General features: G+C 47.8%; 16 protein-coding genes. 15 read left to right on the plus strand and 1 reads right to left on the minus strand.

Annotation, left to right across the window (positions count from 1 at the left end):
* Positions 1-35: 35 nt before the first annotated feature.
* From PSELUDRAFT_RS19250 to PSELUDRAFT_RS06850, 11 genes are all read left to right on the plus strand, one after another.
* The gene (locus PSELUDRAFT_RS19250) at positions 36-1004 is read left to right on the plus strand and encodes a hypothetical protein (protein ID WP_157725038.1); all 969 of its coding nucleotides are present in this window, start codon (positions 36-38) and stop codon (positions 1002-1004) included.
* Positions 1001-3028 (plus strand): hypothetical protein, encoded by a 2028-nt coding sequence (locus PSELUDRAFT_RS19255; RefSeq protein ID WP_157725039.1) that lies wholly within the window; start codon positions 1001-1003, stop codon positions 3026-3028. The genes PSELUDRAFT_RS19250 and PSELUDRAFT_RS19255 overlap by 4 nt, the downstream gene beginning before the upstream one ends.
* The gene (locus PSELUDRAFT_RS19260) at positions 3025-4443 is read left to right on the plus strand and encodes a hypothetical protein (RefSeq protein ID WP_157725040.1); all 1419 of its coding nucleotides are present in this window, start codon (positions 3025-3027) and stop codon (positions 4441-4443) included. Before PSELUDRAFT_RS19255 ends, PSELUDRAFT_RS19260 begins: the two co-directional genes overlap by 4 nt.
* 110 nt (positions 4444-4553) lie before the next feature.
* Positions 4554-5285, plus strand: a complete 732-nt coding sequence (locus tag PSELUDRAFT_RS06820; RefSeq protein WP_088966133.1) for a type IV toxin-antitoxin system AbiEi family antitoxin domain-containing protein — start codon at positions 4554-4556, stop codon at positions 5283-5285.
* Between the two features lie 255 nt (positions 5286-5540).
* Positions 5541-6041, plus strand: a complete 501-nt coding sequence (locus tag PSELUDRAFT_RS06825) for a 3'-5' exoribonuclease (RefSeq protein WP_088966134.1) — start codon at positions 5541-5543, stop codon at positions 6039-6041.
* Positions 6042-6678: 637 nt separating this feature from the next.
* Positions 6679-7068: a hypothetical protein gene (locus tag PSELUDRAFT_RS06830; RefSeq protein ID WP_157725041.1), complete on the plus strand. Its 390-nt coding sequence runs from the start codon at positions 6679-6681 to the stop codon at positions 7066-7068.
* A gap of 139 nt (positions 7069-7207) precedes the next feature.
* Positions 7208-8284, plus strand: a complete 1077-nt coding sequence (locus PSELUDRAFT_RS06835) for a competence protein CoiA (protein WP_088966136.1) — start codon at positions 7208-7210, stop codon at positions 8282-8284.
* Entirely contained in the window at positions 8268-8645 is a 378-nt protein-coding gene (locus PSELUDRAFT_RS06840) for a hypothetical protein (protein WP_088966137.1), read from the plus strand. The genes PSELUDRAFT_RS06835 and PSELUDRAFT_RS06840 overlap by 17 nt, the downstream gene beginning before the upstream one ends.
* A 492-nt stretch (positions 8646-9137) precedes the next feature.
* On the plus strand, positions 9138-9869 hold the full coding sequence (locus PSELUDRAFT_RS19265; RefSeq protein WP_157725042.1) for an N-acetyltransferase: 732 nt from the start codon (positions 9138-9140) through the stop codon (positions 9867-9869).
* Positions 9870-10718, plus strand: coding sequence for an ImmA/IrrE family metallo-endopeptidase (locus PSELUDRAFT_RS06845; protein WP_088966138.1), 849 nt, complete (start codon positions 9870-9872; stop codon positions 10716-10718).
* Positions 10715-11791 (plus strand): hypothetical protein, encoded by a 1077-nt coding sequence (locus PSELUDRAFT_RS06850; RefSeq protein WP_088966139.1) that lies wholly within the window; start codon positions 10715-10717, stop codon positions 11789-11791. Before PSELUDRAFT_RS06845 ends, PSELUDRAFT_RS06850 begins: the two co-directional genes overlap by 4 nt.
* Here the strand turns inward: PSELUDRAFT_RS06850 and PSELUDRAFT_RS19270 are convergent.
* Entirely contained in the window at positions 11761-12345 is a 585-nt protein-coding gene (locus tag PSELUDRAFT_RS19270; protein WP_157725043.1) for a sce7726 family protein, read from the minus strand. The genes PSELUDRAFT_RS06850 and PSELUDRAFT_RS19270 overlap by 31 nt on opposite strands.
* Before the next feature lie 673 nt (positions 12346-13018).
* On the opposite strand from PSELUDRAFT_RS19270, the gene PSELUDRAFT_RS19275 reads away from it, so the two are divergent.
* From PSELUDRAFT_RS19275 to PSELUDRAFT_RS06860, 4 genes are all read left to right on the plus strand, one after another.
* The gene (locus PSELUDRAFT_RS19275; protein ID WP_157725044.1) at positions 13019-13387 is read left to right on the plus strand and encodes a hypothetical protein; all 369 of its coding nucleotides are present in this window, start codon (positions 13019-13021) and stop codon (positions 13385-13387) included.
* Positions 13388-13448: 61 nt separating this feature from the next.
* Positions 13449-14033 carry a hypothetical protein gene (locus PSELUDRAFT_RS19280; RefSeq protein WP_157725045.1) on the plus strand — a complete coding sequence of 195 codons (585 nt, stop codon included), beginning with the start codon at positions 13449-13451 and terminating at the stop codon, positions 14031-14033.
* Between the two features lie 166 nt (positions 14034-14199).
* Entirely contained in the window at positions 14200-14517 is a 318-nt protein-coding gene (locus tag PSELUDRAFT_RS19285) for a hypothetical protein (protein WP_157725046.1), read from the plus strand.
* Positions 14514-14999 carry a hypothetical protein gene (locus PSELUDRAFT_RS06860; protein WP_088966141.1) on the plus strand — a complete coding sequence of 162 codons (486 nt, stop codon included), beginning with the start codon at positions 14514-14516 and terminating at the stop codon, positions 14997-14999. The genes PSELUDRAFT_RS19285 and PSELUDRAFT_RS06860 overlap by 4 nt, the downstream gene beginning before the upstream one ends.
* Positions 15000-15036 lie beyond the last annotated feature (37 nt).

Consider the following 15036-nt stretch of genomic DNA (forward strand, 5'->3'; position numbering starts at 1 on the left):
GCCTGGTAGGTTTTTGTTTGTGAAAAGGAACATCAATGAATACTCGACTGAAAAAATTGGTCGACCGCTACATCGAGCGACAGGGCGTCCTTCAAATCGGATCTGAGTACCAACCAGCAATCCGAGCCGTTAGGGGGGAAGCCCCCTCGATGTCTCGTTGTTGTCGAATCTGGTTCGCGCTACACGACCGAGAGCTCCACACACTGAGCTTAAGCGAAACGTGTGCAGCTACCATCGCGATTTTTCATCCCGGTTTGGTGGATTTGCTGGAGCAGCGCTGCTTACCTACTGACCCAGAGTGTCATCCAGTTTCTTTGTATCCGGAAATGAGTGGCACATTACTACCTGGATTATCAGGAACTGTAGCGATTGCTGAGAAATTAGGACTATCCAAATTTCACCCCAGGTTTGTATGTGAAGACGAAATTGGGCGCTATCGCGTCCCCGTCCCATTTGTCGGTGATCTCCTACTGATTCTTAAGGATCAAGACGGCCTCTATGCCGTCAACTGGACGGTGAAAGCTAGCGAGGCGGGCTTCAAAGAGAGCCTGAATCGACGACCGGCAAAACGACAAAGTTTGCAAAGCCAAGAACGGGCAGAGGCAAGGCTCAGGATCGAAGTGGAGTGCTATGCCGAGGCGGGAATACGCACTCACAAGATTATCCGCACAACCTTCTCTTCCACTTTAGTTGCCAATCTGAAGCAATGTTTGATCTGGTCCACACGACAGACGACATTGGCCCCCACTGCTCAGCAAGAGATGGTTGCCGACTATGAGGCAATCGTTGGCACTGAGCTAGCTCCATTGGACTTACTTGAGTCACACGAGCAGAAGTACCAGTGCACACGACAAGATTGTCTCATCATTTTTCATCGGGCGGTGTGGACTAGGCAGGTCAGGATTAACCTGTTCATCCCAGTGTTATTCGACACGCCAATGCAAGAGGAAACAGAAGACCCACTTACCAAATATGCCCCCCTATTTGATAGGGGTGGAATATGAAAGTCGGTTCCCAACTTCATTTCAAGAAAGGCTATTTACAGGTTTCCAGTCAGCAGGAGCTTTATCTGCTATATGCCAAGTCAAAAAAATGGGTTACTTGTGTCGAATTTATTGATTCGAAAAATGCTCGCAAGGCAGTGATATATCAATTTTGTCGAGAAAAATTTGAATATGGGATAGGTGAAGAAATAAGTTTGGTTGAGCGCGACGGTGATAACGATAAAGATAAATTGCCGCCATGGTTAAAGCCAATAGAGGGGTTGAATATTCACAGTTTTGAATTGGAAAGAATGAATGCCAAAAGATCAAATTTGGAGTGCGCATTAGATAGGGAGTGCATCATATACCCACTTCTTGATTGTCTGGCTGAGATATTTGAAGAGGAAGATCCGAGTGGAAAAATTGCACAGCTAGTTCGAGAAAAAATGCCAGGGAAACACGCCACACGAATTAGGCTGTGGCTATGTAGTTATCTCGTCTTTGGTCGAAAACCTGCCGCACTGTACCCTAGTTATTGTAATGCAGGTCATTACAGTCGAGATGATTGTAAAGATGATAGCTCCTTCGGTCGCTCAGTAAAAACAGATGGTATAAGGCCATGTCGAGTCACTGATGAAATGAAGGAGAAAATAATAGACGGATATTTGGAATTTGCAGATACCGGCGTTTCAGAAAAGAAAATTTATTATAAAACGCTAAGGGAGTATTTTAAATGTCGAGTATTGGGAAAAGGGCGTAACATAAAAATAATTTCTCCTAACGGAGAACCTTATCCAACTATCAATCAATTCAGGTATTGGGTTCGTAAGAAAATAAAGCCGGAGATGCTGCGGGAAGCGAAGTATGGGGCAACCCGCCTACGCCACGCCTATGAGCCAGATTACGGTAGGTTCAGCCAGGGCGTTGGTAATCTACTTGAAGTCACAGAGGCAGATGGCAGTAATTTGTCTGAGCAACTGATTGACTTTGATGGACAGCCATTTGCAGATGGCTTCTGTACGGTGAGTATCGTTGATTGTGCCACGGGAGCAATCTTCGGAGTGGGATTTGCACCAGGGGCAGAAACGCTTTCCGCCTATCAGATGGCACTATTCTGTGCCGCGGTACCGAAATCTTACTTTGGTAAGTTATTTGGTGTGCCGCTAGATGATGAACAGTGGCCTTGTCGGGGGCTTCCCGGTCAATTGAATATTGATAGAGGGCCAGGGGGGAGTGACAAATTACTAAGAGAAAAAGTGAGAATCCCGTTTGTAGAGTTGACTGGAAGTTATCAGCCAAGAAGTAAAGCAACGGTGGAATCCTCACACGACAGATCTGTGAAGACTGAGGGGGAGCCACTTTTTTTTCAAAGTCAGTATACCCCTGTTTCGGTTGTAAAACGTCTTGTTTTGAATGCCACTAAGAAGAATTGGGAAAGCGACGCCAGTGCTCGATTAACGCCTGAAATGATACGCGATAGGGTATTGCCCAATCCGATGTCAATGTGGGCTTGGCTTGATCAGCGAGCTAGGACATGTGCCTGGGAAATCAGCATTGATGAAGCAGTAAGAGCGTTTGCAACACCAGTCGAGTTCACAGTAAGTCGCGACTGGATCATGCTTGGAGCAAGACGGTTTGACGCTACGGGCTTACGAGATGAGTTGCGATCACGTATTTCTAGTGGGCAAACCGTTAAGGTACGTGGGTATGCCATTGATATGTGTGTGCGTTATGCATGGATTGAAGTGAATAATCGGCTCATCGAGATGGAGGTGTTATTGCCGATTCGATCTGATCATCAACAGCTGTATGTGCGTCTTGGCTATTTGCAGAAAGAAAAAGAGATGCTTGATCAGCTGAAGAGGGAACAGGGCGAATTTAATGTTGCAGTTAACCTAGACTATTACCAAGCGTGTGAGGAGACGATTGGAAAAGATCCCGATGCAGGTCACTGGGTAAAGGGTAGGAAAAAACGAACAGTAAATCTCAAGGCTGCGGCCAAAGTTACTAAAGATGCAACAATGCCTGCGAGGGCTGGTAAATGATCCAATCTCCATGGGTGGAAAGATTCAATGGACTAGATGATCAGGCCATTTCTCTCCGTGTACGGCATGTTCCGAATCCAGTTTCGGATCTGTGCAAATCTCCCTCGGCGGAGGCTTCGAATTTGCTGTGGCATACGCTAAGAGAGATTTTTTTACCAACACCGCGCACTTTGCAAGTAATAAATAAAATATTAGCGATAGCTATTTCACACTCCAAGGTTACTTACCCGAATGTGGATACATTCTGGCAAAAATTGCATCGTCTTGATTTTCAACCAGAACCTGCGACCTGTTTTGCCGGTTTGGCTGGCGTGGGTAAAAGTGAGGTACTGAAAGCCATAAATCGCTTGATGCAGGAGGTACTGGCTGTCGATGCTGGGGAAGGTTGTCGGCTTATGATGCGAGCCTTCTTCTACTCTCGGGTAGAAGAAGGTGATAGTGAAGCCTCAATCCTTCGGTCGTTTTTACAAAGCAGCTGGGAGGCGCAGCAAAAATTCTTGGGTGTATCTGAGGGTGTCAAGCGAAATGCTGCCGATGGTAAAGAAAATGATTCACCATGGAATGTAAAAGCGGTTAAGAAGGCAAGTGACCTAGCTAAGAGATTCGCTCTTCGAGATGGTGTAGCAACTATTTTGCTCGACGAGCTGCAGTTTATGACGCAGAGCTCGGAGGCGAATACGAAGGTGACGAAAGCATTATTAGCGAGTACATACCTAGGGCCCCCGTTAGTGTATGCCACTAATTATGACATGGGGCATCGCCTGAAAAATCGTGGTCAGCAAGATCGTGAGCGCTTGCTCGCACGTCACATCGTACTGCTGCCGGATTCCTTGGGGCGAGATGAAGATGTCCTTGCCTGGCAAGACTATCTGACCGAATGTGTCCGGGTCTCGGCTGGCTGCATATCCATTGACCCCCTGCGAGATGGGGAGGCGCTACATCAGTATACGTTTGGACTTAAGCGAAAACTGCTTGAGCTCTTCCGGATTGGCTATGGGCACGCCCGAGACAAGAGTCGGCCGCACGCTACGATTGAGGACTTCGAATGGGCGTACCGTTCAAGTGAATATAGTGTTCACCGGGAAGACGTTGAAGAGCTGATCGCAATTACTTTGGGACGAAAAAGCGCGCGGCTAGATTTACAGTGCCCTTTCCCCCTGGACCCAGAAGAGTGGCAGCATCGTGCCGCGTATCAGAAAGCCAAAAATATTGAAATGGTCACGAACTTGGCGACGGCATCGTCACTGAGTCCTGACGAGAAAAAGGCCTATGTCGCTGCTGGTGGTACGGTTCCGACCAAACCGCAGAAAAAGAGTAGCAAGACCTCGACTAGTCGCCAGACCAAACCACCGATGGCAGAGTCAATGCGTGGTGGGGCGCAGCGCTACAAGAATCAGCAACAATCCCAGAAGTAATAGAGGGATGATCTTGCCCCACTGGTTTTTGATGTGCCCGCGTGTTTTGCGTTGGAAAATTCAAAAAATCCCTGGGAGATGTACGAAAAACCTATGCAGCTGGATCGACAATGACCCGACATACCGTGCAACGCTTGATGCAAGAGGCACCTAAGGGAGTACCCATGGATGCCAGGCAACTGACAGAGCTAGGTGTCAGTATGGCGATGGCGTCATACCTGGTGAAACAGGGGTGGATGTACCGCTTGTCGCCAGGGGTGTACATGTTGACGGGTGACAAGCCTACCCGCGACGGCGTGATTGTTTTCCTCAGTCGAAAGATCCACGGTTTGCATGTTGGGGGAAAGACGGCCCTGGCATGGCGGGGGGTAAGGCACAACATCGCATTCAGGGAGCGGGTGCAACTCTGGGGGCGAACACCCTATAAGTTTCCTGAGTGGGTCAGCGACGTCATGCTCTACTCCTACCAGACAACGCAGCTATTTGATGAGGGACTGGCATACGAGTCATGGCTGACTCCCCTGCCGGTTGGCCATCCTGGTGTGCTCGTTTCAAGTGTCGAAAGGGGGCTGCTTGAATTGGTATCGGATGTCGGAAAAGGCCAATCATTAGAAGAGGCCAACAATTTAGCGGTGTCCCTGCGAACCCTACGGGTTCCTGTGCTAGATGAGCTGCTTTTACATTGCCCCCGGGTGAAGGTTGCACGGCTGGTGCGTGACCTGGGATTGGCTGCTGGCTACGAATGGGGGCGTGACTTACAGAAGCACGTTGACCGCATTAGCAAAGGCAAACGTTGGTCGGTGCTGACCAAGCAAGGTGAGCGGCTGACGCTGAAACCATGATGAAAGGAGCACAATCATGCGCAGGTTTGTGCAGGAGTTTTGGCTGGCGGTAAAGGAAGGCCCACGGTTGTATTTTGCCCCGTTGATTGGCGCCATGCGTGGCGTCAGGGATGCAGTACTGAGCAGCATGGGACGAGAACCGTAGTCCCAGGAGGGGCAGCCCGTGCTGATGCTCTGGGGCAGGGAGCTGATCGGGGCGTTCTGCTACTTATATATAGGTGTCTCCCAAGTGCCGCTACCTGATAGGGGGATCACATGCTTGTCTTTGTTGATTGCGAGTTCACGGACTTCATCCAGATTGAGCTGATTTCGATCGGCCTGGTGGCTGAGAATGGCCGTGAGTTCTATGCCGAGCGGAATGACTATCGTCGTGAAGATTGCAGTGACTTCGTTCGCGCCTACGTCCTTCCCCTGTTAGGTCGCATGGAGAATGCGAGCTGCTCCGCCCAGGAGCTGACAGCCAGGCTGCACAGCTGGTTTGCCGCCTTCGACCAGCAGGTTACGTTGGTGTTCGATTACGCCGCTGATTGGGACCTGCTCGCTGATGCCCTGCAAGGTGACGCAGGCCTGCCATTTCCCGATAATCTGGGCGAGAAATGGCTGTTGACACCCGAGGTGATGAGGACGGAGGTTTTCCAGCGCGCATTGGCTGCGGCTTACGGAGCAGAGCGATCCCCACATCATGCCTTGGCAGATGCACATGCATTACGATCCGGGTTCGTGTCATGGAGGCTGGCCACTTTGCCGCACTCTTAGGGCGGCCCATGCTTGCATGCCCAAGTCGGCCGCGGCGTTTTTGGGGCCGGCAATTGAGAGGTACAGAACTCCCCTCGATCGCAGTTCTTGCCCTGCCGTTTGCTCAGTTCACAGGAGACCGGTTTGGGTCAATGCTAGTCATGAATACAGACTGGGCCAGTGCTGCCGCGCAAGTGCGGGGCTCTGTGCCTCAGAGGATCTGGACGCCTCACCCGAAATACCTCTCCCCCCGCGAAAACCAATTGGGCCGTAATGCCTCCAGGTTTCACGGCGCCGGTCGCCGCCTGTCGCACCGGCCATGCCCCCTTGTCGGCGCTGTTGAGCAACACTCCGACGATGGGATTGAGTTGTATGTAGAACAGACTTCAGACCAGCACTGCTGGGTGCAGTCGTCTTCTAAACATGACAAACCGGCATCAGTGGCAACCATCTAACAAACTACCGTTTTTGAGATTCTTTTACGGTATCGCATGCTAAGTCCAGGGCGCTATACGGTTTCGGAAACCCGGCCAAGTTGGCTAGGTACGGCGTGATAAAATCGCCGCAAAGGAGCTGTATGAGACGAGAACAACTAACTGACATGCTGGTGCAGTGGATTCATGACGAGGGGGTGCGCGGAACTATCCCGGAGAAACGCATGAGCGATCATGTCGTCATCGGTCGGTTCACACCACAAATGCTGGCGATCCTTGGATGCAACGACCGCGAGCTGGTCACGTCCGTGTCGCACCTTGAAAAAATGATGTTTGATCACGCGATCAGTGCGGCTAGGCTGAAGAACCTGCATGGCATGATCTGTACGCCGGAGAAAATTTTCCGGTCGGCCTCACAGCCAGCCACCTCTATCGTGGTTATGACCATCGAGACTCTGCGACACATGCCGATCATCGTGCCGATTCACCTGGACAAGCCGGGTGCAACTGGCAAAGCGCCGGATCATTGGGTTGCGAGTGCTTACGCGAAAGATCAGCCGGCGATGCTGGCTAAGTGGGAAGCGAGAGGGCTGCTGATGTGGCAGCAGAAATGAATTTGCCCCAGTGTGTGGATGCCGAAACTCTGATTGTCGAAGCATTGATCACACCCCTGGGGCACTTTTATATTACTCAAATTTGGGACAACAGGCAACCGTGAGCGCTCACGAAATCGCCTGATGAGCAAGGCAGCGAATGCCCCTACGTTGCATTGATGACCTCGGTAACAGCATCCAATCGTTCAGTCTGGATGATCAACAGTGGGCGGCTCTGCAACGCGAGAACGCCCTGCGCCGTCACCTTCGCATGGCTTGCTGTGATACGCCTGCTGTGCTCAAAACCTCCAAGCTCGGCATGCGGTTTTTTGCCCACGCTAAACGGGGTGAGTGCACCTCAGCGCCGGAATCCGAACATCACCTGACCCTCAAGGCGATTGCGGCCAGCGCCATACAGGCATGTGGCTGGAATGTGGCCACGGAAGTTCCAGGGGAGACGCCAGCCGGTGAAAAATGGATTGCGGACGTGCTGGCCACTCGCGGCAACGCCCGTGTGGCTGTTGAAATCCAGTGGTCTGGCCAGACAGCAGACGAAACCATGCGTCGGCAAGAACGTTACCACCAGTCTGGCGTCCGGGCACTGTGGCTTCTGCGCCAGCCGGGATTTCCCGTGACTGAAAAACTGCCTGCGGCTTGCGTTCACCTGGACGATGAAACAGGCGTATACCGGGCAATGTTGCCCCGCCATGAGTCGATGAATTCCAGTGACCGGAAATATCCCCGACTGTGGCATCAAGTCATGCCCGTTGGTGAATTCATTCACGCGGCGTTCAGGCGTCGTTTCACGTTCGGGAAGATACAGCAAGGCGAGTCGGTAACGATTCAGGTCATGGGCGTGTGGGTGAAGTGTTGGGACTGCGAGGAGTGGACAAGGCTCATCACTGATATTAACTTCCTCAGAGAGGACAAAATTTATACGTTCTCTATTGATGATATTGGCCCAAACTTAGCAAACCTCATTGGCCTAGATCGGTTACGCCACAAGAAAGTTGGCGCAATAAAATCGCGCTACAGCAAAACAGAAAAAGAGATCTACCTTTCCAATGGCTGTATCAAATGCGATGCACTGCAAGATCGGTATTCTGTCTGGAAGCGGAAACATAAAGCTGAAATAATTTTTGAGGTTGATATGCTGGTTGATGCCAGAATGAAGGCATTAATAAACGGGTATTACTTCCCGCATTGGAATGTATCTGACGATGGCCAAAGACGATAAGCAGCTGTCTCAAAAAATCGCCACACGGCTTCTGGCACCGGCCTTTGCCGCCTTTGAGGCAATCGAAGCCGGTCAAGTCAAACGGGCCCAGCTGGAAACGCTGGACATGACCATGAAGCTGGCCCGGCTCGCCGGCCAGCGTGGTGTACGAGTGCCAGCGGCTAGCGAGGATCTGGCCACCATCGTTGACGACATTGCCGGCGCTTTTGAAACCGGGGATGTGGTGCAGCTGGACGATGACCAGATCACGCGAGCCACGCAATGGCTCAAGGCGATGCGAAACCAGCTCGGCCATGCTAGGAACAGCACACTACTAGCTCTGATTGACGATCTGACGTTGATAGCCACGCTACAAGAATGACAAAACCCGCCTTATGACGGGCATAGCCTAGCGTCCTGTCGCTCGAGAATCAGCCGCAGTAAGGTTTTACCATCACCCTTTTTCACCCCCAGACGCCATGGCAAAACGCGAGTCAGCGTGCATCGCCACCAGTACTGCCTGGCGCATGATTTTGACAGCATGTAGTTGTCATATTCATGGGGTATCAGCCGCTAGCAGCGGTTGCTAGCTTATCCCAGTCTACGAGCTGATTGAGAATAATTCTCATACTTTACCACCTACAACTAACCGGCTGGGAGGGGGCTCCAAGGGCTATTAGTGGGCCGCCCTGTCAGTATGAGAATGGCAGACGAGGTTCCTTCAGTCAGTGTCTGTGGGGTACGAGATCGGCTAGGGCAGAATCTGAATTGATCGACATCAATGCCGACTGGCCTGTATTCGATAGCTGTATCGGCGCATTCGTAGCGCCTATCAACAATACTAACTAGCAATATAGGAATTTACTCAAGAAGCTTGACTGAAACCCATAAATGCATTATGAGTATGTCTATAACATACTTCGTCGCCAATATGTCAACCGTAGCTGAATTTCTAGCACTTCTAGACGCTGAACCATTTTCAACCAGCGATGTGATCGCAACAGACTGTATCGCTTCGTGCGAAGGGGGAGATGTTACGTGTACGGTGCATTACGGGCTCGATCCTGTAAAGGCACGTGCGTGTGACCGTACATGGACCCGTTTCAATGATGAACTTCTTGCTTTTGTCATGGGTAATTTTGAAGGTGATGAGCGCAAGGAAGTCTTTGGCACTCTATCGCTTGAAGACGCGCATTGGGAGTGGTTAGCAAAGGCTGCACATTACCGTGGAGATGAGTACAAGTGGTTTTTTCTCATGGCTAATGGTGAGCCGCAGGCGGCCTGTATGATCTATCACCCAAAAGCGAGCGTCTTTGGGAGTGGCGACATTTTCTATATTGAATATGTGGCAACAGCTCCTTGGAATCGTCCTAATCCATACAAGCCCCGCGTTTTAAAAGGTGCAGTTCCTCTATTGCTTCGACATGTCATTCAGTATGCACATGCTGTGCTTAATCTACGATACGGGTTCTCGCTTCACGCATTGCCAAAAGCATGCTCATTCTATGAGCGTATCGGAATGACCCCTCATCCTAAATTTGATAAAGACCCACTTGCGTTCTACGAAATGGAGCAAGAAAAGGCCCAGACATTTGTGGAGGCGTAAATGGATTTTGATGATTTTGATTTGTACCCGATAACACCGAATCTAATAGTCGATAATGAGGCTGTATATAGGTCTATTGAGGCAACGTATGATGCTCTTCAGAAGCTTCCGAGAAAATCTAGAGCACATGCCGAAGGGATATCGCTTTCACGGTTAGTTAGCGAGTATTCCCGACTGGAAAATAAAGGACACGCATTATTTCGTCGTGGTTCGGACGTTGATGATACCCTGCAACTTTTGTGGATGACTAAAGCGCGTTATCAAGCAAGTGTAACTTTGGCATCAGGCCAATTTCAGACGTTCGCAGGATTGTCCGAGGATAATCTTGCTAAAATTAGAGAACTGAGTAAAGACCCGAAGACATTGAGCAACGTAAAGCCGTTGCTTGCAGAGTATGGTGTTGTACTTGTTTATGAACCATCATTACCTTCTCTAAAAATTGATGGTGCTGCATTTAAGCTTGAGAACGGAACTCCAGTTGTTGCATTGAGCTTGCGTTATCACCGTTATGATAACTATTGGTTTACGCTAATGCACGAATTGGCGCATGTCGCCTTACATATCGCTGACCTAGATGACCCAATTATAGATGACTTCGATGAGTCATCCAGTGATTTAATCGAGCTTGAGGCGAATAAGCTTGCCTCAGATATTCTTATTGACCCTGCGGACTGGCGAACCTGTCGTGCTAAAGGAACGAGAGATATCAAAGACGTAATAGCTTTTGCCAAGGAAATTGGGACGCATCCAGCAATTGTTGCCGGCCGGATACGCAATGAACAAAATAGATTTGAACTATTTTCTAAGTTGGTAAATGAGGTTAATGTTCGAGAGATTCTTGGTGAATGAATAAATATATTCCGTTTTTGAAATTAAAAACAAATGAATTTGCCGCGATTAAGAACTTGGATGACTCCTTGAGAAAGGGGCTCTCACCATTTTTTGATGTTCCTCGCCAAGATGAGGATAAGGATGAGGCTGAATTTAAAGCAATAATTAAGCGGCTTGTTCGGAAGTGTGAAATAAATCTTAAGGGGATCGATAGGTTTTTTGTAGATAATTTTGATGTCAGTGATCGATTTGTTATTGATGGTCGAAATTCCTACCTTTATATCCTGGAGCAGTTTTCTGATCTTCCAGTTATTCCTGTAACAGGGCTTAATCGAAGTCGAGATAGAAGGCAGTCTGTTTTTGATGCGCATTCGTTGGGGTATGTTAAATCCTCAACTGTTGCAGTGCGATTGAATAAAGAGGATATTGAGGATTATCGACTTGTTAGTCGTCAGTTACGTAGTATTTTTGAGTCGATTTCAGAGTGCTTTGCTAATGTAATGTTGATAATCGACTGTGGAGTTTGTTTGCCTGATGAAGTTGGGGTTACTGGGAAAAGAGTGTCGGAATTCTTGCTGCAATTTTCTGAGGAAAATGAGCCGTTACCTATAGTGATTGCTGGGTCTTCTATAACTGCGTCAATTAGAGATATCGCGACTGTTGAAAGTCGTATTCTTATGCCAAGAAATGAGGTCGCAATATTTAAGGACGTCGCTTGGCGAACTGGAATTAAAGAGCTGACAATTGGGGACTACACAACGGTTAGCCCATTTTACTCAGATATTGAAATTCCCAAAGAGGCGATGCGTAATGTTATCACGCCTAAGCTTATATATCCGTTTGATGGTAATCAGTATGTGATGCGTGGCGGCGCACTAAGAACACATCGACGCGGTAGCCTGCAATATAATGATTTGGCTGCAGAGTTAGTTGAGGAGTCATTTTATCGGGGAGCTGGCTACTCATTCGGTGATTATTTTTTTAATGAAAAAGCACATGGCCGTGGTAAACAAGTAACTCCATCAAATGCAGTATGTCCGATGGTGAATGCCCATATTACCTACATGCTCCGAGATTTTGTGGTTTTATAAATCCTGGCTGTAAGTTTTTTTGCAATCTCGATGTCTGTTGAATCCTTTGATAACTTGTGCGCAATGTTCTCTGACAATTCTTGGCGATTTAATTTTTCTGGCTTGTTGAGACAGTAAAATTGAGCTAGTTCAATTAGCTCTGAACGCCACAAAGTGAGTAGCGCTGTTTGTGATTGAAAGCTAGGGCTCTTCTTTGCTTTTCGTATATATCGGAAAATAATACTGTCGCGTTTTAAACGTGCCAACATGATTCCCCAATGCGGCGGGGCGATCCGAAGCGCAGTGTCGAGGTGCCTTTCAGTAGTTACTAAGGTTATTTTTTGAAATGCGGCATCATAGTATTTTCCCTGGATGATTACTCGTGAGATGCTGTCTTTCTCCCCTTTAATCTCATAGCAGTGTGGTGTTTGATGTACCGCAACTACGTCGGCGATCGCCTTCCCTTCGTGGACCGTGAGTTCCTCAAGTATGCGTCTTGGAGGGGTAGGAAGCCCCGACAATTTTTCTAATAATGCTTTGCGAATCGTTGGGTCATTTAAATTAATATTTTTCACGTTATTTAATGCTCTAAAATAAAATGCAATGTGTCTTTGGGGCAACAAGTTTTTGGCGCCTACAATTTAACATCATGCCACACATTCTTCAATTTATTGAGAAAATACGGCTCATATTTATCTATTTGTTACCGTGCTTCTAGCTGACCACCGTAGTGCCTGGCGACCCGGTGTCAGCCAATTGCAAATAGAATACTGGTAGTTCGGAAAGATGCCATGGGGCGGGTGATAACTGGCATGGCGGATACTAGCTGGCTCATATGCTCGGCCTGTGTATGAAGTATCTTTCAACTCAGCGAAGTGTGGAAGAGCGTAGTACTCTGATCTGCAGAAAAGAGTCGCAAATCTCGTCCTCCAGCTTCCCCACTGAGGATCTTATGTGTAGCTGCATCGCACAGATACCTGTTGTGTTGAGACTATACCGTGTTCAACGTTTGGAACAGGTGGGTTACGGGCAGCACTGAGGTAGAAAGCTGCCTTTAGTGTAAAAGCCTTCTACTCCAGCGGCTATCCGACAGATTGAAGTGTTCGCTTTAACACAGCTAGGCGGCTATGGCCGGCTTGCTCCTTGGTAAGTTCAGTGAATTCCCTCAGTCTCAATAGACAAATCACTGTAGCAAGTTGTAGCTCGCCCAAAGGCTTAGGCGAATATCAATTATAACTAGGAATTTTTATGCCAAAAAAATCTTGGAATAAGTTTGTAGGTACTTGTCAGAGTGCAATAACTTTTACGGCAAAGGTATCGGCTGGATTGCCAAAACAGCTGCAATTTGATAAAAATGGGAAAAAACTTCCAACGCCATATGGTTTATTTGTTGAGTGGGCCGAAGCTAGTTTAACCGGAGATTGGTCGTCAACATCAATCAGAGGGGGAGGATTCGCTGTTTCAGTCGAGTTACAGACTGATGCCCAGATTGTTATGACTACATTTGGCACAATTGGTGCTTTTCAAAAGACGACTGTGTCAAATAGAACAATTCAAGTGAACTATAAAGACTCAGACTATGCTGGCTTGGCAAAAAAACTTGGTTATCAATTATAGTTAGTGCTTAATATGGCATCTCGTGTGGGATGCTTTTCATTTTGCCGGCATAGGTGCATTAATGGATATCTTGTGGTGGGAAAAAACCGTTGAGTATTTTTTTGTTCAAAAATATGTAGATATCAAAACGTTTGTGGCACCTTTAGATGGTAATCACGAAAATGTTGGCGATGCAATTTTTTCCAATGAGAGCATGTGGATTTTAATTGAGTTCAAGAGAGATAAGAAAAGCATATCTGACGAATTAGGGAAATTCATAAATTTTGCCGAAGCAAAGGAAGCGTTGGAATCAGAGGGGGCACATCACTTAATAATTTATGGCGAGTCCGAAAGTGCCGATTTTTATCTAAAATGTCAGCAGTATTTTTCTGGATTGCCGATCCTACTTGAGGATGCGCTTAAATCAGGTATTGAGAAAGATTTATTTGTAAAGTATCTGCAAAAATTAATTGAATACAAAAAGCAATCACAGGGTGGCTCTGGCGGTTATGGTTTTGTCGCCGGAGTAAGCAATGACGGCACTGTAACGAGATGCATGAAGCTCTCAGAATTTGCTGAAGCTCTACATCTTGAAAAAATACTTAAGCAAAAATTGCAGCAGAGGCCACAACAGTCGAGCTATTCAAGGCCAAGAATGGGCAGGTAGCTTTTCTGGTAAGCTACAGAATTATGGCCGAGATATAGTGCTATTCATTCTTATGTATGTTTAATTTCTAGGATGCAGTGATTTCTATTTTTGTGCATTCAAGGTGATGTTTCACAGTCTGTGTCAGTAGTAAGATAATACTACTTTATACACATGAGGATTGATTTTGAAACTCTATGTGATTGATAAGAAAAACAGCGGAAAAGTATTCCTTCGTACCGTTGCTCCAAACCGCCATGCACTTGCGCAAAAACTTGGCGCTAAAGTATTTAAGGCAAATGGTATGACTTACTACGTAAGCGATGTCGTGGCGGAAAAGGGATCTGATAATACCGCCATTGGAATGTTGGTGGGAGGCGTAATTGGAGCTCTGGGGGGCGGGCCAGGTGTTGCGGCGGGTGGCTTTATTGGCGCTTTACTTGGAAAGGAGCAGGACAAGAAAGAGGAAGCTGAAGTTGCTGAGTTCAACAGGAGCATCGTATGAACCGCGGAAAATTCAGTCCATCGAGGCTACTCGTAATAATTGCCTTGCTTATCCTTGGACTTGCGCTCGTTTACAGCAAAGATGAAGCAAAGAACATCGTTCGTATCTTTCTTGAGTCTTACTGGCCAGCTGTAGTCATCTGGCTTCTAGCAATCGTCGGTGTCGGCGTTGGAAAGTTCTTCTGTGAACCCGACGAAAATGGAGTAGAGGGTTTCATCTATAGGAGCTTTGGCGGGTATGCCGATGCCGTGTTTACCATTGCCACCTATGGATTTTCTGGAAGCACGTCACTTGCGCTGTTGAAAGGGCTTTATTTGCAGTTATTTTTTGGTGGCGCCTTCTTTACGGGGTTTGGTGAGTTCGATCTTGCATCAATTTTTGTCATTTCATCATTTCTACTTTTCTATTCAGTTGTAAGCACGACAAGGCAAATTATCAATGTTGTCTTTCAAGCTGAAGCGACAGTTGTTACATCAGTGTAAGTCGAAGTTTGTGAAAATGCAGATGCCGGATGCCTGG

This window comes from Vogesella sp. LIG4, from assembly GCF_900090205.1.
Lineage (GTDB): Bacteria > Pseudomonadota > Gammaproteobacteria > Burkholderiales > Chromobacteriaceae > Vogesella.